22 protein-coding genes are annotated in these 20,640 nt (G+C 60.2%); 1 reads left to right on the top strand and 21 read right to left on the bottom strand.

Annotation, left to right across the window (positions count from 1 at the left end; genetic code table 11):
• Positions 1–4: 4 nt before the first annotated feature.
• The 21 genes from H2515_RS15485 to moaB all read right to left on the bottom strand — a co-directional run bounded on the left by H2515_RS15485 (position 5) and on the right by moaB (position 19,626).
• Positions 5–373, bottom strand: coding sequence for a hypothetical protein (locus H2515_RS15485; protein ID WP_198660568.1), 369 nt, complete (start codon positions 371–373; stop codon positions 5–7).
• Positions 354–2,522, bottom strand: coding sequence for a Mu transposase C-terminal domain-containing protein (locus tag H2515_RS15490; RefSeq protein WP_198660569.1), 2,169 nt, complete (start codon positions 2,520–2,522; stop codon positions 354–356). The genes H2515_RS15485 and H2515_RS15490 overlap by 20 nt, the downstream gene beginning before the upstream one ends.
• The gene (locus tag H2515_RS15495) at positions 2,519–3,349 is read right to left on the bottom strand and encodes a TnsA endonuclease C-terminal domain-containing protein (RefSeq protein ID WP_198660570.1); all 831 of its coding nucleotides are present in this window, start codon (positions 3,347–3,349) and stop codon (positions 2,519–2,521) included. The genes H2515_RS15490 and H2515_RS15495 overlap by 4 nt, the downstream gene beginning before the upstream one ends.
• Before the next feature lie 157 nt (positions 3,350–3,506).
• On the bottom strand, positions 3,507–5,351 hold the full coding sequence (gene glmS, locus H2515_RS15500) for a glutamine--fructose-6-phosphate transaminase (isomerizing) (protein ID WP_198660571.1): 1,845 nt from the start codon (positions 5,349–5,351) through the stop codon (positions 3,507–3,509).
• A 46-nt stretch (positions 5,352–5,397) separates the two neighbouring features.
• Positions 5,398–6,765, bottom strand: coding sequence for a bifunctional UDP-N-acetylglucosamine diphosphorylase/glucosamine-1-phosphate N-acetyltransferase GlmU (glmU, locus tag H2515_RS15505; protein WP_065414034.1), 1,368 nt, complete (start codon positions 6,763–6,765; stop codon positions 5,398–5,400).
• 131 nt (positions 6,766–6,896) lie between these two features.
• Positions 6,897–7,322 carry a F0F1 ATP synthase subunit epsilon gene (locus tag H2515_RS15510; protein ID WP_065414033.1) on the bottom strand — a complete coding sequence of 142 codons (426 nt, stop codon included), beginning with the start codon at positions 7,320–7,322 and terminating at the stop codon, positions 6,897–6,899.
• A gap of 3 nt (positions 7,323–7,325) precedes the next feature.
• Positions 7,326–8,735, bottom strand: coding sequence for a F0F1 ATP synthase subunit beta (gene atpD / locus H2515_RS15515; RefSeq protein ID WP_014030481.1), 1,410 nt, complete (start codon positions 8,733–8,735; stop codon positions 7,326–7,328).
• Between the two features lie 41 nt (positions 8,736–8,776).
• Positions 8,777–9,643, bottom strand: coding sequence for a F0F1 ATP synthase subunit gamma (gene atpG, locus H2515_RS15520; protein ID WP_014030482.1), 867 nt, complete (start codon positions 9,641–9,643; stop codon positions 8,777–8,779).
• Positions 9,644–9,652: 9 nt separating this feature from the next.
• Complete coding sequence (gene atpA / locus H2515_RS15525; RefSeq protein WP_014030483.1) at positions 9,653–11,197, bottom strand: F0F1 ATP synthase subunit alpha; 1,545 nt, start codon at positions 11,195–11,197, stop codon at positions 9,653–9,655.
• Between the two features lie 16 nt (positions 11,198–11,213).
• The gene (locus H2515_RS15530) at positions 11,214–11,753 is read right to left on the bottom strand and encodes a F0F1 ATP synthase subunit delta (protein ID WP_198660572.1); all 540 of its coding nucleotides are present in this window, start codon (positions 11,751–11,753) and stop codon (positions 11,214–11,216) included.
• Between the two features lie 10 nt (positions 11,754–11,763).
• Positions 11,764–12,243 carry a F0F1 ATP synthase subunit B gene (gene atpF, locus H2515_RS15535; protein ID WP_035191984.1) on the bottom strand — a complete coding sequence of 160 codons (480 nt, stop codon included), beginning with the start codon at positions 12,241–12,243 and terminating at the stop codon, positions 11,764–11,766.
• Between the two features lie 42 nt (positions 12,244–12,285).
• Entirely contained in the window at positions 12,286–12,540 is a 255-nt protein-coding gene (gene atpE / locus H2515_RS15540) for a F0F1 ATP synthase subunit C (RefSeq protein ID WP_009561114.1), read from the bottom strand.
• A 42-nt stretch (positions 12,541–12,582) separates the two neighbouring features.
• A complete protein-coding gene (atpB, locus tag H2515_RS15545; protein ID WP_035191986.1) occupies positions 12,583–13,332 on the bottom strand; it encodes a F0F1 ATP synthase subunit A in 750 nt (249 codons plus the stop codon).
• 2 nt (positions 13,333–13,334) lie between these two features.
• Positions 13,335–13,676 (bottom strand): ATP synthase subunit I, encoded by a 342-nt coding sequence (locus H2515_RS15550; RefSeq protein WP_232821452.1) that lies wholly within the window; start codon positions 13,674–13,676, stop codon positions 13,335–13,337.
• Positions 13,677–13,796: 120 nt separating this feature from the next.
• Positions 13,797–14,645: a ParB/RepB/Spo0J family partition protein gene (locus H2515_RS15555; protein ID WP_198661500.1), complete on the bottom strand. Its 849-nt coding sequence runs from the start codon at positions 14,643–14,645 to the stop codon at positions 13,797–13,799.
• Entirely contained in the window at positions 14,642–15,424 is a 783-nt protein-coding gene (locus tag H2515_RS15560; protein WP_081919308.1) for a ParA family protein, read from the bottom strand. Before H2515_RS15560 ends, H2515_RS15555 begins: the two co-directional genes overlap by 4 nt.
• Positions 15,425–15,471: 47 nt before the next feature.
• Positions 15,472–16,119, bottom strand: coding sequence for a 16S rRNA (guanine(527)-N(7))-methyltransferase RsmG (gene rsmG, locus H2515_RS15565; protein ID WP_232821453.1), 648 nt, complete (start codon positions 16,117–16,119; stop codon positions 15,472–15,474).
• Positions 16,120–16,139: 20 nt separating this feature from the next.
• A complete protein-coding gene (mnmG, locus tag H2515_RS15570; protein ID WP_198660574.1) occupies positions 16,140–18,014 on the bottom strand; it encodes a tRNA uridine-5-carboxymethylaminomethyl(34) synthesis enzyme MnmG in 1,875 nt (624 codons plus the stop codon).
• Between the two features lie 7 nt (positions 18,015–18,021).
• The gene (locus tag H2515_RS15575; RefSeq protein ID WP_232821454.1) at positions 18,022–18,477 is read right to left on the bottom strand and encodes a copper resistance protein NlpE; all 456 of its coding nucleotides are present in this window, start codon (positions 18,475–18,477) and stop codon (positions 18,022–18,024) included.
• Positions 18,471–19,010: a class I SAM-dependent methyltransferase gene (locus H2515_RS15580; RefSeq protein ID WP_198660575.1), complete on the bottom strand. Its 540-nt coding sequence runs from the start codon at positions 19,008–19,010 to the stop codon at positions 18,471–18,473. Before H2515_RS15580 ends, H2515_RS15575 begins: the two co-directional genes overlap by 7 nt.
• 10 nt (positions 19,011–19,020) lie before the next feature.
• The gene (gene moaB / locus H2515_RS15585; RefSeq protein ID WP_232821455.1) at positions 19,021–19,626 is read right to left on the bottom strand and encodes a molybdenum cofactor biosynthesis protein B; all 606 of its coding nucleotides are present in this window, start codon (positions 19,624–19,626) and stop codon (positions 19,021–19,023) included.
• An 83-nt stretch (positions 19,627–19,709) separates the two neighbouring features.
• Here moaB and H2515_RS15590 point away from each other — a divergent pair, with 83 nt between their 5' ends.
• Positions 19,710–20,639 carry a magnesium transporter CorA family protein gene (locus H2515_RS15590; protein ID WP_198660576.1) on the top strand — a complete coding sequence of 310 codons (930 nt, stop codon included), beginning with the start codon at positions 19,710–19,712 and terminating at the stop codon, positions 20,637–20,639.
• The last annotated feature ends 1 nt before the right edge of the window (position 20,640 follow it).

Here is a 20,640-nt window from a genome sequence, read left to right on the forward strand (position 1 = left end):
AATATCAAGGAGTTGCGAGATTAACTGTCGAACTCGGGAGATCCTTTTCAAATACCCGGGTAGCGCCTTCCCGGACGCGGCGGGTATAGTCAGCCGTGGTGGGGTTGCGACACAGATAACCTTGACGGATCAGAAGGCCAAATTTTGCTTCCAGGCTGAGGTGGGTTTCCAGCGGCTCAAAATAGCCTTTAAGCCGCGAGATGCAATGGGCGCGCAGATGCGCGGGATAATCGCGCTCCGCCGCGTTGAAGGTGGGTGGAGCCGCCATGGCCAGCAAGGCATCATGCGTGGACATGGGAGGCGGCAATTTTGCGATAAAGGGGTTATCCCGATATTCGGGCAACGTGAGGTCCTCATCCGCCGTGGTCGTCATCGCCCTGATCCTCCCGTTGCCCGCGCATAATATCCGCTATCCCGGGGAGACGATAATCGTCGGTCTCTTTTGTTTTGGGAAAAGGCAGGACTGCCGCAGTTCCCGGCGCTTCCTCACCGGGAGGAAGCATCCTGAAAGCCTCCCGCTTTCTGTTTTCCTGACTCTCCTTGCTACGATTTTCGCGGATGTTTCCTATCCGCTGACGCGCGCTGCCAGAGGGTGGGGGTGCTTCCGATCGCATGGCTTCCGCCTCATTCACGATCCCCTTAATTTTTTCATTCAAGTTGATGCGGCCACGAAGGGCTTGCGGCTCATGATTCCTTTGGCTTCGCCTCTCTTCGCCATTTACCTGAAGAATTTCCCATAGCATTCGACCCCGATGATGACGGCTTTTCTCTGTGAGCGTGCAGGGGATAAATTTCCCGCGCTTGACGTCTTCGTGCAGATAAATCTCGTCCATGTGGCGAGGATCATAGGAGATTCGAACTTTCCAGCGTCCCTTTTGGCGTGCGCGTTCGAACCAGTGCTCTTCCATCGCTTTTTCACAGGTGTAAAAGCAGGTCGCATAGCGGATTCCTGTAGCGGTGACGGTCGCATCGTCGCTCGGCATCAAGCTCAACTGGACTTTTTCCGGCGCGAATGCGCGTAAGCTGCCACTACGATGGGCAACACCCCACTCCCACAACTCGCAAGGAATTTCCGGTACCCGGTCGGCGATCATATCCGGTGACTTTTCATATTCACTGAGCGGGTGCTGATTGTTGTAATACAGGATGCAGTAGAGAATGATGCGGGTGAACTGGTCTATATCGAGAGTCGCGTCGAGGCGGTAGTCCCTGGCGCCGCGCTCTTGGTAATCCGGAGCAACAAAGCCCGGCGTAAAGGCCTTGAAACGCCCGGGAAGCAAACGAAACCGCTGTTCCACGATGCCTTTCCAGTCCGCATGGTACGGTGCGGCATTCTCGACGTGCACCTGATAATTCTTGATGAGCGTCTCTATGGTCTTGCCCGCAATTTCTCCCTTATCGCCCAGCAAGACGTCGGGCATGGCCTGACACGGCCAATCCGCGTCCTGAATATCAACACCGAACTGACGGCAATAGGCCACTTTTGACGTTACGGCGTTCGTCAGCGCCATCATCGCGCTGACCCAGGACGGACCTTCCAGGCCCACGTATACGCCCGTAATCATTCTGCTGAAAACGTCTATCAAGATATAGAGTACGGGTCGCCCCACGATCATGGTGCGGTCGTATCTGGAAACCAGGTATACGTCCGCGATGGTGGCATCAATCTGATAACGCGATGCCGGGCCAACGGTTTCGGCCGTGGAGGATCCCAGGATTGCCCGCATATCCTTGTCATATACTCTGGGGGTGCGGCGTATACGATCCAGACGGAAGACGTCGTTATCCTTCTCATACCAGTAGCGGAATTGCCGCAAGCTGGGAATATCTTTTTGCGGAACCAGTTCCTGCTGGCCGGTGTGTTCGTTGATGACGCGTTCGCAAAAATTATCGGCAATCAGCTCGTCGTAGGCACCCCGAAAATCCAACTGACTATTGGTGATGAACTTCTTTGTGGCAACAGCACGAAATAGCTGCCGCATCTCTGACGTCACGTTGACGCCCAGATCATCTCGATCAGGAATGCGCCCGCGTTTTTTTTCAGAAACGGACTTGTCTTTGCCCAGCCCACCACACCGCGCATAATCAGGCAGTAGAGCGTTGGGTGTCATGCCGCGCTGCCAATACCGTCGCAAAAAACGGTAAATCGTTTGCTTGGTTACTCCAGATTCTTCCATGCCTCTTTTAACCGCTTCACTACGGGCAATGGCATCGAAAATGGCCGGTTGATCAAAAATCAGCGGACGAATCGTCTCCCAAGCGGAGTCGCGTTTGTCTCGGTAGACCTCTGATATGTTTTCATCCGCCAGTGCGAGTAGCCATGGGTCATTCTCAACCACACGCCACTCGCCGGCATCGCGCATCTTCTCTATTTCTTCCGCTTGGTAGAATTCTGGCAGAGCATTGGCATCGCGAATGTCGATGGCATATAGACCCCGCATTCCTGGATCAATCCAGAGCACACGCTCAACTCGGTGTTCCTCTGGAAACTCCAGCAAAAGATTCACAGACAAATCCTTCATCCGCTGGCCCTCCTGGATTCATCCGTGGGCACCTGAAATTGACGCAATGGCCAGGTGTCCGTAATAGCCGTATCCATGGGACAGGAAATCGCCTTCCGTGCCAAGAGGTGACGGATAAGCAGGAGACTGTCGCCCACATGCATAGCAAGTTGCTGGTCCATGGCCAGACAGAATTGCCTCAAGGTGGTTGCGGGATGGGACGGGAGTGCCCGCAACAGCAGGCGTGCCTTTTCTTGATAGTAACCTTCGTAAGGCGCGGTCAATTGGTCAAGTGTAATATAGGGATGCAGCCATGCAATGTTGGTGACTATTGCTTCGGGGATATCTCGCTCAGTAATGATTCCCCAGTCCACGCCCTGCTGTACCCAATAGCGCCGTTCGATTTCCAGCTTATCAATGACGCGAGGTTTCTCGAGTTCGCTGGCGGGCTTGACGGCACGGGCCAACTGCCTCAGCTTCCCTTCATAAGCGATATCGACCAAAAAATCCGTAGTCATGACTATTTCTGTAGCGGCGTCTCGCGGATGCTTTATATCGAGATCCGCGGCAATACGGCGGGTGTATTCACGGTCGAGGGGATACTGCTCGCGGATGTCCGTAACGGTATCCGCCCAGTCAAACTGGTAAAAAGTATCTCGCTCAATGTCGGAGAGGAAGTGGTGTACGCGGCCGGTCTTGATTCCGGCAATTCGATGTGAGCGGCCATAGGAGGCCACATCCTGTATGGTCAGCCACGGCTTGTAACTTGTACCGCGGCCTTGCCCTCGCCCTTCTTTCTGGAAGCGCGCGATTTTGCCTTCATCAAACTCGTAACGCCAACGAGCCATAGTAGGTATCCCCAACCTGGTGATCTGTGGATCAGCATACACCTTCATTCCAAAGCTGAAAATGCAGGATGATACTTTTTTGTTCAGGATGAAACTATTTTGTCCGGGATGATACTTTTTTGTCCGTTAACAAACATCTTTATTTTATCCATACACCTCACTCCACCGTCACGCTCTTCGCGAGGTTACGCGGCCGGTCCACATCGGTGCCCTTCACCAGCGCCGCGTGATAGGCCAACAACTGCACCGGGATAGCGTGGACGATGGGGGAGAGCAGACCGGCATGACGCGGCAGACGCAGCACATGCACGCCCTCGCTGGCGTTAAAGTGGCTGTCCGAATCGGCAAAAACATAGAGCTCACCGCCACGGGCGTGGACTTCCTGCATATTGGCGGCCAGCTTTTCGAGGAGGCGGTCATTGGGTGCGATCACCACCACCGGCATGTCGCGGTCTACCAGGGCCAGGGGGCCATGCTTCAATTCGCCCGCGGGATAAGCCTCGGCGTGGATATAGGAGATTTCCTTGAGTTTGAGCGCGCCCTCCAGCGCGATGGGGTAGTGCAGGCCGCGCCCCAGAAAAAGCGCATGGTCCTTGCTGGCAAAACGCGCCGCCCAGCCCTGAATCTGCGGCTCCAGGTTCAGGGCGTGCTGAACACTGCCCGGCAATTGCCGCAAGGCGTCCAGGTGATCCGCCTGCTGCGCATCGTGCAGACGCCCCTGCGCCTTGGCCAGGGACAGGGCCAGCAAATAAAGCGCCGCCAGCTGGGTGGTGAACGCCTTGGTCGAAGCCACGCCGATCTCAGGGCCGGCCCGGGTCAGGAAACGCAATGCCGACGCCCGCGGAATGGCGCTCTCCGCGACATTGCAGATGGCCAGCGTGCGGGTATGGCCGAGTTCCTTGGCACGGCGCAAGGCCTCGAAGGTATCCAGCGTTTCACCAGACTGCGAGAGGGTCACCACCAACTGGCGCGGGTTCGGAATGGAATCCCGGTAACGATACTCGTGCCCCAGCTCGGCCTGCGCCGGAATCCCGGCAATGCTTTCCAGCCATTGGCGCCCCACCAGTGTCGCGTAGTGACTGGTGCCGGAGGCCAGAAACAGCACACTATCCACATCCCGGAAAACGTCCGCGGCGTCTGCACCCCAGAGATCCGCCAGATCGAGCTGGCTGTTCAGCGCACCCTCCAGGGTGTCGGCCAGGGCGCGGGGTTGCTCGTGGATTTCTTTCTGCATGAAGTGACGATAAGGTCCCAGATCAACAGCCGCCGCACTGAGCTGGCTCCAATGTTCTTCACGCTGCTGCGGCGCCCCGGCCTGATCCGTAATCTGCAAAGCCCGGCGCTGCAGCAAGGCCACATCACCATCTTCCAGATACAGCACACGCCGGGTCACCGGCAGCAACGCTGCCACGTCCGAGGCAAAGTAATATCCGTCATCGGCGATGCCCAGCAGCAGCGGGCAGCCCATCCGTGCCACGCACACGGTCTCCGGGTCGCGGGTCGAAATTACCGCGATGGCATAAGCGCCACGCAGATCACCCACCGCCAAGCGGGTCGCCGAAAACAAATCCGGGGCCGTCTGCCGATAATGGTGTACCAGATGCGCGATGACCTCCGTATCGGTCTCGGAGGTGAAGGCGTATCCCGCCACTTCCAGACGCGCACGCAAGGCATGAAAGTTCTCGATGATGCCGTTATGGACCACAGCGATCTGTTCATGGGAGATCATGGGGTGGGCATTGCTTTCGGTGACGCCGCCATGGGTGGCCCAGCGCGTGTGGCCAATGCCCACCCCGCCCTGCAAGCCACGCTCGGCAACGGCGGCAGCCAGCTCAGCAACGCGCCCCACGCTGCGCACCCGCAGCAATTCTGTGCCTTGCGTTTCCTCCTTCAGGATCGCCAAGCCGGCTGAATCATAGCCGCGATACTCCAAACGCCGCAGCCCTTCCACAATCATGGGGACCAAATCTGTTTGGCTCACTCCACCGACAATCCCGCACATAATCCTGCTCCCCTGTAATCGAAGACAATGCCGGTACTATCTGGCGCTATTTTTTCTCACACCGTGGCCGCTGCCAATGCGGAACAGTACGCTGCGGACTGCGACTCAGCGTCAAAGCACCCGCTGGAACCTCTTTGGTAATGGTGCTGCCCGCACCGATGGTGGCGCCGTCGCCGACGGTCACCGGCGCCACCAACTGGCTATCCGAGCCGATGAACACATCATTGCCGATAATGGTGCGGTGCTTGTTGGCGCCGTCATAATTGCAGGTAATCGTACCCGCGCCCACATTCACTCCGGTACCGATCTCCGCATCACCGATATAGCTCAGGTGATTGGCTTTGCTGCCGGCACCAATTTTTGAGGCCTTTACCTCGACATAGTTACCGATATGTGCGGCTTCGCCGATCTCCGTTCCCGGGCGAATTCGCGCAAAAGGTCCAATCCGTGCCCCGGCGGCAATTCGCGCACCTTCGATGAGGCTGTAGGGCAAAATTTCCACATCATCGCCAATCTGTACGTCCTGCAAAATCGCACCGGCACCCACGCGTACGCGATCGCCCAAATGCACCGCACCAACAAACAACACATTGGGATCCACCCAACAGTCCTGGCCGCAGGTGACCTCACCACGAATATCGATACGTGCCGGGTCCGCCACCCGTAATCCCCGCATCTGCAGAGCACGCAATTGCTGCCGCTGAAACACGCGTTCCAGATCCGTCAACTGCATGGGGTCATTCACCCCCAGGGCCTCAGTCGCATCCGCCAGCGTAAAGGGCCAGACGGCATAGCCATCCGCCCGCGCGGCCAACACCACGTCCGTCAGATAAATCTCACCCTGCGCATTCTGGGCCGACAGTCCTTGTAACCACCCCTGCAGAGGCGCCACCGGCAATATCATCATCCCAAGATTTACTTCGCGGATGACGCTTTCGTCCGGCTGACAGTCCTTGTGCTCACGAATACCCTGTACCTGACCGTTCGCATCGCGGAGAATCCGCCCGTAGCCGTGGGGTTCGCTGAGGGATGCAGTCGTCAGGCCTAGTCCTGATGCCGGAGTTTGTTGGAGAAATTCGCGCAGTGTCGCAGCCGTCAAGAGCGGCACATCACCATACAACACCAATACCCGTTCCGCTCCCGTGAGGCCGGGTAATGCGGATTTCAACGCATCACCGGTGCCGAGCTGCTGGACCTGCGCCCACCAGCTTACCGGCGCGGCAGGGAAGGCAGTCTGCACGGCATCGCCGCCGAAACCGATCACCACGTGGATACGCCGTGGCGACAACTCCGCCGCTGTAGCCAGCACGTGGGCAAGCATTGGTTTGCCTCCAAGCGCTTGCAGCACCTTCGGCAAAGCAGAGCGCATGCGCGTGCCCTGCCCGGCGGCGAGTATTACGATATCCGTCAACATAGCACTATTCACCTCCACAAAATCCGCCAACACTCCGGCCCAACTGCCCTACCATAAATAAACCCCAGTGGCCTGATGGCGACTGGGGTCTGTATGATACGCCTGAACCAGCATGCGAGCTCGCCGGAGCGTTAGCGCAGCAGCCCCTGTTCCCGCAAACGGCGCACCGTCTTCAGACGCGCGATCTGCTCCAGCAATTCCGCCTGAGCCGCCGCATACTCCATCTGATCCGTCTGCCCGGCCATCCGTGCTTCAGCTGCCTGCTTGGCCGCTATGGCTTTGGCTTCATCGATGTCCGTCGCCCGCTCTGCCGAGTCGGCCAGCACCGTTACCAGATGGGGCTGAATCTCCAGCACCCCGCCATTGACGAAAAGATACTCCGTCTCTGTACCATGTATAATCCGCAACTCACCAGGACGCAGCCCGGTCAGCAGCGGGGCATGGCGCGGCAGAATGCCGAGTTCGCCCATCTCGCCGGGGGCCACCACCATATCGGCGACCCCCGAGTAGATGCTGCCCTCGGCACTGACTACCTGCACATCTATGGTCATCGCCATGGCTTAGCCCTGCTGCAACTTCTGGGCCTTGGCAAGCGCTTCGTCGATGGTACCTACCATGTAGAAGGCCTGCTCGGGCAGATGATCATACTCACCGGCCACGATCGCCTTAAAGCCACGGATCGTCTCCTTCAATGAGGCGTAGGTGCCGGGGCTGCCGGTGAACACTTCAGCCACGAAGAAAGGCTGCGACAGGAAGCGCTGAATTTTGCGCGCCCGGGAGACCAGCAGCTTGTCGTCCTCGGACAGCTCGTCCATGCCGAGAATGGCGATGATATCCTGCAATTCCTTATAGCGTTGCAGCGTCTTCTGGCAGGAACGGGCCACATCGTAGTGCTCCTGACCGACAATCGCCGGGTCGAGCTGACGGCTGAAGGAGTCGAGTGGATCAAGGGCTGGGTAGATACCCAACTCCGCGATCTGCCGCGACAGCACCACTGTGGCGTCCAGATGGGCAAAGGTCGTCGCCGGGGACGGATCGGTGAGATCATCCGCGGGCACGTAAACGGCCTGCACAGAGGTAATGGAACCCACCTTGGTGGAGGTAATACGCTCCTGCAACTTGCCCATTTCTTCGGCCAGCGTCGGCTGATATCCCACGGCAGAAGGCATACGCCCGAGCAGCGCCGACACTTCGGTACCGGCCAGGGTGTAACGGAAGATATTATCGATAAACATCAGAATATCGCGGCCCTCATCGCGGAAATGCTCCGCCATGGTCAGGCCGGTCAGGCCAGCGCGCAGGCGGTTGCCGGGCGGCTCATTCATCTGCCCGTAAACCAGCGCGACCTTATCCAACACGCCGGAATCGGTCATTTCATGATAAAAGTCATTGCCTTCACGCGTCCGCTCACCGACACCGGCGAACACCGAATAACCGGTGTGCTCGATGGCGATATTGCGGATCAGCTCCATCATGAGCACCGTCTTGCCGACACCGGCACCACCGAAGAGGCCGACCTTACCGCCCTTGGCGAAAGGACAGACCAGATCGATGACCTTGATGCCGGTTTCCAGCACCTCGGTGCTCGCCGCCAGCTCGTCAAATGCCGGCGCCGGACGATGTATGGCCTTGCGCTCCGCCGTCTGTATCGGACCCTTGCCGTCCACGGGATCACCGAGAACGTCCATGATACGGCCCAGGGTGGCATGGCCCACCGGCACGCTGATCGGCGCACCGGTACGTCTCACGGCCAGCCCACGCTTCAGACCTTCGCTGGGACCCATGGCAATACCGCGCGCCACGCCGTCACCCAACTGGGCCTGCACTTCGATGGTCAGGTTTTTATCGCTGACCACGATAGCTTCCATAATCTCCGGGACCTGCCCGCGAGGAAAGGCCACGTCGATCACCGGCCCGATCACCTGGACGATATGGCCGACGGCGTTTTCTTTAGCAACCGCTTCGCTCATGATTTAACCCTCAAAAATTCCAAAAATGCTATACACAATCGTCAGACCGCCGCCGCACCGGCGCTGATCTCTGCGATTTCCTGAGTAATGGCTGCCTGGCGCGCCTTGTTGTAGGCCAACTGCAGGTCGCCCACCATGCGCTTGGCGTTATCCGAGGCGTTTTTCATGGCAACCATACGCGCGCTCTGCTCACAGGCCAGATGCTCGATGACCGCCTGATACACCACAGATTCCACATAGCGCTGCAACAAGCGATCCAATACCGGACGGGCTTCGGGCTCGTAGATGTAATCCCACATCTCCGCGCGTGGCTCGGCGCGGACTTCAGGCCTTTCCACCGGCAGCAACTGTTCGAGCGTGGCCCGCTGCAGCATCGTATTCACGAAGCGGGAGGAGACCAGGTACACCACGTCGACCTCACCCTTGGCGTAAGCATCCGCCATCGCCCGGATGGGACCGATCATATCGGCCAGATGCGGTTTGTCGCCCAAGCCGTTGAGCTCTGCGACCAGATGGGCGCCGTGGCGCCGCAAGAAGCCCAGCCCCTTATTACCCATGACCGCGAGATCAGAGCTGATGCCCTGCTCGTGGAGATCGTGCATCTTGTGAACGACATTGCGCAGCACGTTCACATTCAGCGCGCCACAGAGACCACGATCCGTGGTCACCACGATAAAGCCCGCCTTTTTGATGGGGCGCACCTGCATCAACGGATGTTCGTACTCGGGATGCGCCTGCGCCAGATGTCCCAATACCTCACGAATTTTCTCCGCATAGGGACGGGCGGCGCGCATCCGCTCCTGCGCGCGCCGCATCTTGCTCGCAGCCACCATCTCCATGGCACGGGTGATCTTGCGCGTGTTTTTAACGCTCTTGATCTGCCCGCGGATTTCCTTGGCATTGGCCATGCTACTCTCCTAGTACGTCGAGCCGGACTTGAACTGCTTGACCGCCGCGTCGAGTTGCTTCTTGAAGTCGTCCGTCAGCTCTTTTTTCTCTTCAAGTCCGGTCATCAAGTCCCCATTATTGCTGTGCAGGTAAGCCAGAAGTGCCTTCTCGAAAGGCCGCACATGGGCCACTTCGACGTCATCCAGCGCACCACTGCTGGCGGCGAAGAGCACCACGGACTGTTCGGCCACCGACATCGGCGAGAACTGGTCCTGCTTCAGCAACTCGGTGACCCGCTTGCCGCGCTCGATCTGCTTGCGGGTAATTTCATCCAGATCCGAAGCAAACTGCGCGAAGGCCGCCAGTTCACGATACTGCGCGAGATCCAGACGAATGCCGCCGCCCAGCTTTTTGATGACCTTGGTCTGCGCCGCACCACCCACCCGCGATACCGACAAGCCGGCATTGATAGCCGGACGGATACCGGAGTTAAAGAGGTCGGTTTCCAGATAGATCTGGCCATCGGTGATGGAAATCACGTTGGTGGGCACGAAGGCCGAGACATCACCCGCCTGGGTTTCGATGATGGGCAGGGCGGTCAAAGAACCGGTTTTGCCCTTCACTGCACCGTTGGTGAATTTCTCGACGAAATCGGTGTTGACGCGCGCCGCACGCTCCAGCAAACGGGAGTGCAGGTAGAACACATCACCCGGATAGGCTTCACGGCCAGGCGGACGGCGGAGCAACAAGGAGATCTGGCGATAGGCCCAGGCTTGCTTGGTAAGATCGTCATACACGATCAGGGCATTCATACCGCGGTCACGGAAGTATTCGCCCATGGTGCAGCCAGCGTAAGGCGCCAGATACTGCATGGCGGCGGACTCCGAAGCGTTGGCGGCGATCACCGTGGTGTATTCCATCGCGCCGTGTTCTTCGAGCTTGCGCACCACGCCAGCGACGGTCGAAGCCTTCTGACCGACGGCGACATAGATGCACTGCACATCCTTGCCTTTCTGATTGATGATGGCATCGACGGCGACTGCGGTCTTGCCGGTCTGACGGTCGCCGATGATCAACTCGCGCTGACCACGGCCGATTGGCACCATGGCGTCAATCGCCTTGATACCCGTCTGCATGGGCTCATCAACGCTTTGCCGCTCGACCACGCCGGGCGCGATTTTTTCGAGAACGTCGTATTCCTCAGTTTCGACGGGGCCTTTACCGTCGATAGGCTGGCCTAGGGCGTTCACCACGCGACCCAGCAGCGCCTTGCCGATGGGAACCTGCATGACCCTGCCGGTACACTTGACGACGCCGCCCTCTTCGAGGCCGGAGAACTCGCCGAGCACTACCGCGCCGACGTTATCCTGTTCCAGGTTCATGGCCAGCGCGAAGCGGCCGCCGGGGAGTTCCAGCATTTCACCGTACATCACGTCTTCCAGACCGTGAATACGAAGAATACCGTCACTCAAGCTGATGATAGTGCCCTGCGAGCGCGTTTCGACGCGGCCTTCAAAGCCGGCGATCCGTGCGCGGATCAGTTCACTGATTTCCGATGGATTCAGTTGTTGCATACTATTTCCTCAAGACTTAGCTGCGAAGGGTTCGGGCAAGTTGCTGCACTTGTCCACGCACGGAAGCATCTATGGTGAGATCACCCGTATGAATAACTAGGCCACCAATCAAAGCCGCGTCCACCGATTCCCGGAACGCGACTTGGCGACCGGCAAAACGACGCTCCAGCGCCGATTGCACGGTCATCTTCTGATTGGCGTCCAGAGCGACGGCGCTGGTGACCAGAACGTCGACAATGCCCTCTGCATGCCGCAGGGCGGCACCAAAAAGCGTGCCGATCTCGGCCGTCGCGGGCCACCGATCATGGTGGATCAACAGGGCCAGAAATGCCTCCCAAGCCTTGCTCTCCACCTTCACTGGCGCGGCACTGAGCAGCGCCACTTTTTCGGCCTCAGCGCGCTCGGGATCACTCAGAAAAGCCCGCGCCTGCGCATCCGTAATCATTGCGGCAAGAACCTGCAGGGCATCCGCCCAAGCCTGTTCCTGACCGCTCTCTTTCGCCAAATCATACAGCGCCTCGGCGTAGGGGCGTGCCACCGTGATCAGATCGGCCATGGGAGTCTCCTCACAATTGGCCGACCATACGGTCGATGATGTCGCGATGGGTCTTATCGTCGATTTCCCGATGCAGGATGCGCTGGGTGCCATCGACCACCAGATCCACCACCTGACCGCGCAGCACTTCACGCGCCCGGTTGGTTTCGACGTCGATTTCAGCGCGCGCACCGGCGATGATGCGGTCGGCCTCCTCCCGCGCCTTACTCTGGGCCTCTTCGCGCAGTTCCACACCGCGACGCTCGGCGTTGGCGATAATTTCTGCCGCCTTTTCCTTGGCTTCACGGAGCAGCTCTGTCGCCCGCTTTTGCGCCAGGGCCATTTCTTCTTTACCGCGTTCCGCGGCTGCCAGACCATCGGCAATTTTCGCGCGACGGTCGTCCATGACCCTGCGCAGAGGACCATACATATACTTGTACAACAACGCCACCAGGATGACGAAGGTGATCAACTGAATGATCAGTGTTCCATTAATACCTACCGGATTCATGACTACCTCACTTGCAAGTGGACCGGCTCAGCCGGTCCAGCATCAGCCCAGGAACGGGTTGGCGAAGAGGAACCAGAAGCCGAAGGCCAGAATAATGAAGGGGAAAGACTCCATCAAACCGGCAAAGATGAAGGTATTCACCAGCAACTGCGGGCGCATTTCCGGCTGGCGGGTGATGCCTTCAATGGTCTTGGAGGTGATCAGACCCCAGCCAATCGCGGAACCCAGACCAGCGGCGCCAAAAATGATACCTACGGCAATGGCAGTAGCAGCAACAATAATGGTATGTGCGTCCATGATAACTCCTTACAAGTGTCGCAAAGTGGAATAATAAACTTGTTAATGATCCTGCATATTCGCCATGCCGAGGTAAACCACGGTCAGCACGGTAAAAATAAACGCCTGCAGGACAATGATTAAACTTTCGAACAGGGACCAGACGGTACCCATCACCAGCTCGCCCCACCACGGCAGCATGCCCAGCAGCAGGAAGACCAGCTCACCGGCGAACATGTTGCCAAAAAGTCGCAGGCCAAGGCTCAGCGGCTTGGTGATCTCTTCAATCAGCGACATGATGATGTTCATCGGCGCCAGCCAGATTCCGAAGGGATGGGTCAGATAGGTCTTGAAGTAGGAAAAGCCCTTGACGCGCAGATTGGTCGCCACCATCAGCAGGAAGATCGCGATAGCCACACCCAGCGTCGTATTCAGATTGACGGTCGGGGTGATGCGGAACTCCGCAATCCCAAACCAGTGCGCGACCATGCCGGGTAGGTAGGCGGGGATGACATCCAGGCTGTTCATCAACAGAATCCAGAGAAAAACCGTTATCGCGACCGGCGCGATCAAAGGATCTTTAACGGGGAAACTGCCTTGCACCAGGTCATCAATGAAATCGACCGCGCCCTCCAGCCAGTTCTGCATCCCGCTCGGGGTGCTGGTCTGCAAACGTGAGCCCACCACCATGGCGGTGATGACCAGAATCGCGGCCATGACCCAACCCATGACGATGGTGTCGAGATTAAAGGTCCAGAAGCCTTTGCCGATGGACCAGTTTACGAGGTGATGGGCGATATCGCCTGATGCCACGCTTAACTCCTTTGCCTGGAACGTTCCCGCACCAGAAATGCCAAAAATACGAAATGGGTCAGCAAGAATCCGGCGACCAGCCCGACAACCGGCAGGCGCAACCAGAATATCGCAAAAATCAGTCCGAGGATGGTGATGATCCAGCGCTGCAACACCGCTCCGCCCAGGCGCTGTGCAGCGCGTTGCGTGGAGGCGGGGAGCGCAACAAGGCGTCCACCCAAAATGAGCATGTTGATTACGCTCAAGAATGCGGCAAAGAGCACTGCGTAGGCTGCTTCCCGCCCCCAGCGCCAAGCCGCTATGGCGGCCAGCAGCAGGGCCACCGTCAATACAGTTGCGGTCACTTGCCCCACGTACGACGAGAAGTTGAGCATCGCCGTTTGTTTTTTGTGCTCTTTCAACAGGCAAGTCTTGAATACGCGCTGAGTCTAAACACGCTGATGCAGCCCGTCAAGCGTCGAAACTCAGCTTTCGTCATCATCCAGCGACACACCCAGGCGTTGAAAAAGTGCCGCCTCCTGTTCCGGATCCTCCCAGCGAATCCGCAATTCGCCGCCCCGCCTCTGGGCACGCAGGTCGACGAACAACCCCAGCTGCGCGGCGATCCGGGCAGAAAGCGCCGCAATATTGGGGTCCGGCTCTGCATTGGCTGCTTTGGCCCGGCCCTCGGCCTGGACCAGTCGCTCGGTGGCCCGCACACTCAGGGCCTCACGGACGACTTTTTCCGCAAGCTGCACCTGGCGCCCGTCCGGCAAGGTCAACAGGGCACGGGCGTGCCCCGCGCTGAGGGCGCCATTTTCGACATGGGGATGGAGGTCTGGACAGAGGCGCAGCAGGCGCAACTGATTGCTGATGGCGGCCCGGGAACGACCCAGTGATTCCGCCAGCGCTTCGTGACTGAGGCCAAACTCGTCGAGCAGGCGTTGCAGGGCCTGGGCTTCTTCCAGAGGATTAAGAGCCTGGCGCTGGATATTTTCGATAATGCCGATGGCGAGGGCTTGTTCGTCACTGCACTCCCGGATCACCGCGGGGATATGGCTGAGGCTGGCCAACTGCGCGGCACGCCAGCGGCGCTCACCGGCAATGATTTCGTAGCGACCGCCGCCGATGGCCCGAATAACAATGGGCTGCACCACCCCCTGACTGCGGATGGAGGCGGCCAGTTCTTCCAGAGACTCCTCGCTGATCAAACCGCGTGGCTGATAACGGCCGCGTTGCAGCAGATCAATGGGAACCTCGCGCATAGCGCCGCCCGCGTTCCCTTCACTGGCGAAGAGGGCGTCCAGTCCGCGCCCGAGACCGACCCGCTTCACTCCACCCACTCGCGGCGTAAAAACTCAGCGGCGACACCCTGATAGGCCCGCGACCCGGCACAGGCCGGATCATATTCCAATGCAGCGCGGCCAAAACTGGGGGCTTCGGCCAGGCGGATATTGCGGGGAACCACCGTACGATAGAGTTTATCCGGGAAATGACGCTCCAGCTCCAGCCCTACTTCGGAGGAGAGGCGGTTGCGCGTGTCGAACATGGTTCGCAGCAGGCCATGCACTTCGAGGTGTGGATTGAGCTGCGCACGCACCCGGCGCACAGTGCCGAGCAACTGGGTCAGGCCTTCGAGGGCATAATATTCGCACTGCATGGGGATCAACACGCTATCCGCGGCGACCAGTGCGTTAATGGTCAGCATATTGAGCGCGGGCGGGCAGTCGATCAGCACGTATTCAAAATTATTCACTGGGGCCAACGCGTTTTTAAGATGCTGCTCACGGTCGGGGCGGCCATACAGCTCAACCTCCGCCCCGGCAAGATCGGGGCTGGAGGGCGCGAGAGAGAGACCCGCCGGAGAGGCGTTCAGTAGCACCGCGCTCAGCGGCAATTCGCCGAGGAGGACGTGGTAAATGGTCGACGTCGCGCTGCTGCCGAAGCCAAGGCCGGTAGTGGCGTTGGCCTGGGGGTCGAGGTCAATCAGGAGGACGCGCTTGCCCACCTGGGCCAGTCCGGCGGCCAGATTGACGGCGGTGGTAGTCTTACCCACCCCTCCCTTTTGATTGGCAATAGCGACAGTGCGCATGATGACTGGATGGACTTCCATCTTCGACAGTAATTGTCCTTTAGAGTACCCCGTAGCGGCGCAGGGGGCTAGGGCGTGCTTGCGGATACCCACCAGGAAAACAGCAGACGGGGCGGCAGGTCGGGGACAGCGAGTTCCTGACGCGCGATGCGGAGGGTTGCGGCACGCGGCCAAGCGGCCAACTCCGCCTCGACACCCGGACCTTTCTGCGCGAGCACCCGCGTGTGCGGACCCTGCAAGTGCCGGGTCATGGCGTCGAGACGGGCGAGGGGCGCGGTGGCGCGGCTGATAATGACTTGCGGGCAAGGATCGGGGTGGTAATCTTCGCTGCCCTGTGGGGCAACTTGCACGTTGGCCAAGCCGAGATCCGCGATGGCATGGCGGAGGAAGGCTATCCGCTTGGCCGCCGGTTCAACCAGGGTAAATGGTTGCGCCGGGCGGCAAATGGCCAGGGGGATACCGGGCAATCCGGCGCCGCTGCCGATATCCGCCACCGCGCCCGTCGGCAGGTAGGGTAGCACCGCCAGACTGTCCAGCAGATGGCGGGGCACCATCGCCAGGGGATCGCGCACCGCCGTCAGATTGTGGGTGGCATTCCAGCGCTGCAGGAGGGCGAGGTAGCGGATCAGCAGAGTACGCTGCTCCGCATCAACACTTTCGAGGCCGAGGGCCACCAGCCCGGCATCCAGACGGGCGCGCAGTATCTGCAGAGACATCTCCGGCTTGCCCATCGGAATCAGCCGACCTGCTGCAGACCGCGACGTTTCACGTGGATCAGGAGCAGGGAGATGGCCGCCGGGGTCACACCAGGGATGCGGCTGGCCAGACCAATGGTCTGGGGCCGCTGCCGGGCGAGGCGCTGCAGCACTTCGGTAGAGAGACCACGCACCGCCGCATAGTCCATGTCGGCTGGGATATCCGTACCCTCCCAGCGCGCGGCGCGGGTGATCTCATCGTGCTGGCGGGCGACGTAGCCGGCGTATTTACATTCGATCTCCAGTTGCTCCCGGGCCTGGGCATCCGTACAAAGGGGCAACTCGAGGGTGTTGAGCAGGCTGACGTAATCCCAGTCAGGGCGGCGGAGGAGTTCGAGGGCGGTAACGTCGCGGGAGAGGGACTGCTCCGTCTTCGCCGCAATACGCGCGGCGCTGGCGCTGCCGGGGTGGATGCGCAGGCCTTCAAGGCGGCGGCGCTCCGCCTGCACGATGTCCTGCTTGCTACTGAAGGCCGTCCAGCGCGCGTCATTTACCAGCCCCAACGCTCGGCCATGGGGGGTCAGGCGCAAGTCGGCATTGTCTTCGCGCAGTTGCAGGCGATACTCGGCGCGACTGGTGAACATGCGGTAGGGCTCGTCGAGACCGCGGGTGACGAGGTCATCCACCATCACCCCCAGATAGGCCTCATGGCGGCCGGGCGTCCACGCCGCGAGGTCACGGGCGCGGCGGGCGGCGTTGAGTCCGGCGAGCAGACCCTGTGCCGCGGCCTCTTCGTAGCCGGTGGTGCCGTTGATCTGGCCCGCACAGAAGAGGCCGGGCAGGCGCTGGCTTTCGAGACTGAGATGGAGGTCGCGAGGGTCGAGGTAGTCGTACTCGATGGCATAACCGGGGCGCAGGAGGACGGCGTTCTCCAGGCCGCGCATACTGCGCACCAGTTCCACCTGCACGGTAAAGGGCAGACTGGTGGAGATGCCATTGGGATAGACTTCGTGGGTATCGAGGCCTTCCGGCTCCAGAAAGATCTGGTGGGCGCTCTTGGCGGCGAAGCGCACGACCTTATCTTCGATGGACGGGCAGTAACGCGGGCCCACCGACTGAATGTGGCCACCATACATGGCCGACTGGTGCAGATTCGCGGCGATGATCTCGTGGGTGCGAATGTTGGTATGGGTAAGATGGCAGACGCGCTGGGGCACCGCGATGCGCTGGGTCATGAAGGAGAAGGCGGGCGGCGGGGTGTCGCCGGGCTGCGCCTCCAGTACGCTATAGTCGATGCTGCGACCGTCGATGCGCGGCGGCGTGCCGGTCTTCAGGCGCGCCACCGGAAAGGCCATCGCGCGCAGACGCTGGGCGAGGGCGTTGGCAGGCGGATCGCCGGCGCGACCGGCGGCGTAGCTCTGGTCACCCATGTGCACCCGACCCCCAAGGAAAGTCCCGGTGGTGAGAACGACCTGGGGTGCGCGCAGCACCAGCCCCGTTTCGAGGATGACGCCCGCGAGCTGATCGCCCTCCATGAGCAGATCGCCGACCATGCCCTGGAACAGTTGCAGGGCGGGGATGTCTTCGAGCAGGCGCCGCACCGCGCGTTTGTAAAGGCTGCGGTCGGCCTGGGCGCGGGTAGCGCGCACCGCCGGGCCTTTGCTGGCGTTGAGCGTGCGGAACTGGATGCCCGCCTGATCGATGGCGAGAGCCATGATACCGCCGAGGGCGTCGACTTCTTTGACCAGATGCCCCTTACCGATACCACCGATGGCCGGATTGCAGGACATCTGGCCGATGGTGTCGAGGTTCTGGGTGAGCAGGAGGGTGCGCACGCCGAGACGGGCGGCCGCAGCAGCCGCTTCCGTCCCGGCGTGACCACCGCCAACGACGATGACATCAAATTGATTTTGCATGGCGGGATTATCCGCGTTTCCGCCGGGTCTTGGCAATTTTTTTCAGGATAAAACGCGCCGCGAGGGGGCCCGTGATCACTTTGCCATCCCTACCCAGTTGGGTGAGCTGGTTTGCGCCGACACGGTAGAGCGTCGGCCCAGCGCCCAAGCCCTCCAGCCGGATGGTGTTGCCATCAACCCAGGAGAACACATTCCCGCGCCGAAAAAGCTGATCACCACGATCCACGTATTGGGTGGTGATCTCATAGGCGTGATCTTTGTTTAACGTGATGACCTCACGCACGCCGGGGCAGTCTGCGCAGGGCAGCACACCCGCATAGGTGCCAACCCAGTCCAATGTCGCATGACGGGTGTGGGCGGTACCCGGCTTCGGGGCTGGCGCCCGGGTTGTTGCGGCCGGTTGGGTGGCGCAACCGCCCAGGAGAATGGCGGCGGAGAGAAACAGGGCGTGCGGCCTTAGCACCGCCAGACCCCTGCCGCCCGATCCATATCCTCCTGCAACTCCAGTAAAATCAGCCCCGGAAAAGCCCCTGCCAACTCCCCCAAGCCCAGCCGATACGCCATATTCTGCGGCCCGCGCCCGGCATACGCCCCGGCCCACGTCGCATAAAACAGCAAGCCGCCGGGCCGCAGCGCCGCCGCCAGCGCCGGAAACAGCGGCCGGTGCAAAAAATGTGCAACCACGATCACTGCAAATGACTCGGGTGCCGGTGGCTGGGCAATCACATCCCGGCATTGCACCTGCAGGGGCAAGCCAACGGCCCGCTCGCGCAGCCCGGCCACGGCGCTTTCCGCATAATCCCAGGCCTCCGTCTCCAGGCCGCGGCGCGCCAGAAACAACGCATTCCCGCCCCGTCCACAGGCCAGATCCAGCGCCCGGCCACCGGCGGGCAGCCAATCCGCATGCGCCGCCAAAAAAGGCAGCGGCTCTGGCTCAACCGCCCCCACTTGCGCATAACAGGCGTCCCAGCGCGCCCACTTTTCGTCGTCTGTCATGACCATACCCTCAGTGCTCGTGGCGGATGCGCGGCAGCAGTTCGCTCAGGTTGCAGGGGCGGTGCCGGATATCCAGTTGCGGGATGATGATGGCCTCCATGCCGAGACGGACGGCGCCGGTGGAGCCGGGAAGAAGGAAGACGATGGTGCCGCCACAGATGGCGGCTTCGGCACGGGACTGGATGGTGCTGGTGCCGATCTCCTGATAGGAGAGCATGCGGAAGAGTTCGCCGAAGCCGGGGATGGGCTTGCTGATGAGGGGGGCGAGGGCTTCGGGGGTGACGTCGCGGCCGGTGACGCCGGTGCCGCCGGTGGCGATGATCACGTCGATGGTGGGGTCGGCGATCCAGTCACGCAGTTGCGTGCGCAGGCATTCGGCGTCGTCGGCGCTGATCTGGCGGGCGGCAATCCGGTGTCCGGCCTGACTGGCGAGTTCGGCAATTTTGTCACCGGACTTGTCGGTTGCTGGCGTACGGCTGTCGGAGACGGTGAGGATGGCAATGGCGAGGGGTAAAAAGGCTTTGCTTTCGGGTGACTGCTGCGCACTGCTCACGGCGGTATTCCCTTTACAGGATGACGGAAAGTCCAGTATAAAAGGCTCCGTCCTGCGGTCCAAGGGGCACGGCGTGCGGCGCCCTTCATAAACGCTGACTCCGGGCACCGGTGCCGAAATAGCCCGCTTCTGATCTGGAGAGCATCATGGATGTGTCCCTGCCAGCAGATTCGCATGCCCTGACGTCGGCGCCCGAACCGGCGGCGGGCGGCTGGCGGCATCTCACGGCGCCGCTGCCCGCGGACTGGCAACGGGCGGGACAGCTGGCGGACGACTGGGACTTTGCCCAGGACATCCTCGACCCCGATGAGCGCTCCTGGCTACGCCGCGATGGCGCGCGCGTCTTCATTACGTTGCAATTCCCGGTGAAGGGTAATGACGCGGATGTCGACAGCTGGGAACAACGGCCCCTGGGCATCATCCTGCAAGGGAACCGAATTACCACGGTGCTGGCCCGGGATTTCGCACCATTATCGCCTTTTTTCGCGCAGATGGAGCATCTTTCCAGCCCACCGGAAAGCGTCGAAATTCTCGCCGCCATCCTCAAGATTCTGGCGCAGAGCTACGAAGACGCACTACATCAACTCAATGCCGCCATCCACGACAACGAGCAGCAACTGGACTGGACCCAGAGCAATGGCGACTTTTTTACCCTGCTGGAGATCAGCAAAAGTCTGACCCGCTTTGAGGTGGCGCTGGTGGGCAATATCGCCACGGCCTTCAAGATTTCCCGTTTACCGGAAATCCGCGACGATCTGCCCGCCACCCAGCAGATCGACACGGCCCTGCTGGAATTGCAGGTAGCCCATGAGCGGGCGCGGGTCTATGCCGGAACCAGTACGTCGATGATGGACGCCTACGCGGGCATGGTGCAGAACAACATCAATCATGGTCTGAAGGTGGTGACGGTGCTGGCCATGATCTTTTATGTGCCGAGTCTGCTGGCGACCCTTTACGGAGTAAATACGACCCTGCCATTTCAAAAGACAGCCTGGATTTTTTGGGTCGTGCTGGGTCTGGGGGCGAGCATTTCTACCGGGCTGGCACTGATTTTCAGGCGGAAAGGCTGGATATGAA

It is taken from the genome of Acidithiobacillus ferrivorans, from assembly GCF_016250455.1.
Classification (GTDB): domain Bacteria; phylum Pseudomonadota; class Gammaproteobacteria; order Acidithiobacillales; family Acidithiobacillaceae; genus Acidithiobacillus; species Acidithiobacillus ferrivorans.

What these genes read in the sequence shown, in the direction of transcription:
- H2515_RS15485 (WP_198660568.1), bottom strand. Translation starts at nt 373, where the DNA reads ATGACGACCACGGCGGATGAGGACCTCACGTTGCCCGAATATCGGGAT.
- H2515_RS15490 (WP_198660569.1), bottom strand. Translation starts at nt 2,522, where the DNA reads ATGAAGGATTTGTCTGTGAATCTTTTGCTGGAGTTTCCAGAGGAACAC.
- H2515_RS15495 (WP_198660570.1), bottom strand. Translation starts at nt 3,349, where the DNA reads ATGGCTCGTTGGCGTTACGAGTTTGATGAAGGCAAAATCGCGCGCTTC.
- glmS (WP_198660571.1), bottom strand. Translation starts at nt 5,351, where the DNA reads ATGTGCGGGATTGTCGGTGGAGTGAGCCAAACAGATTTGGTCCCCATG.
- glmU (WP_065414034.1), bottom strand. Translation starts at nt 6,765, where the DNA reads ATGTTGACGGATATCGTAATACTCGCCGCCGGGCAGGGCACGCGCATG.
- H2515_RS15510 (WP_065414033.1), bottom strand. Translation starts at nt 7,322, where the DNA reads ATGGCGATGACCATAGATGTGCAGGTAGTCAGTGCCGAGGGCAGCATC.
- atpD (WP_014030481.1), bottom strand. Translation starts at nt 8,735, where the DNA reads ATGAGCGAAGCGGTTGCTAAAGAAAACGCCGTCGGCCATATCGTCCAG.
- atpG (WP_014030482.1), bottom strand. Translation starts at nt 9,643, where the DNA reads ATGGCCAATGCCAAGGAAATCCGCGGGCAGATCAAGAGCGTTAAAAAC.
- atpA (WP_014030483.1), bottom strand. Translation starts at nt 11,197, where the DNA reads ATGCAACAACTGAATCCATCGGAAATCAGTGAACTGATCCGCGCACGG.
- H2515_RS15530 (WP_198660572.1), bottom strand. Translation starts at nt 11,753, where the DNA reads ATGGCCGATCTGATCACGGTGGCACGCCCCTACGCCGAGGCGCTGTAT.
- atpF (WP_035191984.1), bottom strand. Translation starts at nt 12,243, where the DNA reads ATGAATCCGGTAGGTATTAATGGAACACTGATCATTCAGTTGATCACC.
- atpE (WP_009561114.1), bottom strand. Translation starts at nt 12,540, where the DNA reads ATGGACGCACATACCATTATTGTTGCTGCTACTGCCATTGCCGTAGGT.
- H2515_RS15560 (WP_081919308.1), bottom strand. Translation starts at nt 15,424, where the DNA reads ATGGAAGTCCATCCAGTCATCATGCGCACTGTCGCTATTGCCAATCAA.
- rsmG (WP_232821453.1), bottom strand. Translation starts at nt 16,119, where the DNA reads ATGTCTCTGCAGATACTGCGCGCCCGTCTGGATGCCGGGCTGGTGGCC.
- mnmG (WP_198660574.1), bottom strand. Translation starts at nt 18,014, where the DNA reads ATGCAAAATCAATTTGATGTCATCGTCGTTGGCGGTGGTCACGCCGGG.
- H2515_RS15580 (WP_198660575.1), bottom strand. Translation starts at nt 19,010, where the DNA reads ATGACAGACGACGAAAAGTGGGCGCGCTGGGACGCCTGTTATGCGCAA.
- H2515_RS15590 (WP_198660576.1), top strand. Translation starts at nt 19,710, where the DNA reads ATGGATGTGTCCCTGCCAGCAGATTCGCATGCCCTGACGTCGGCGCCC.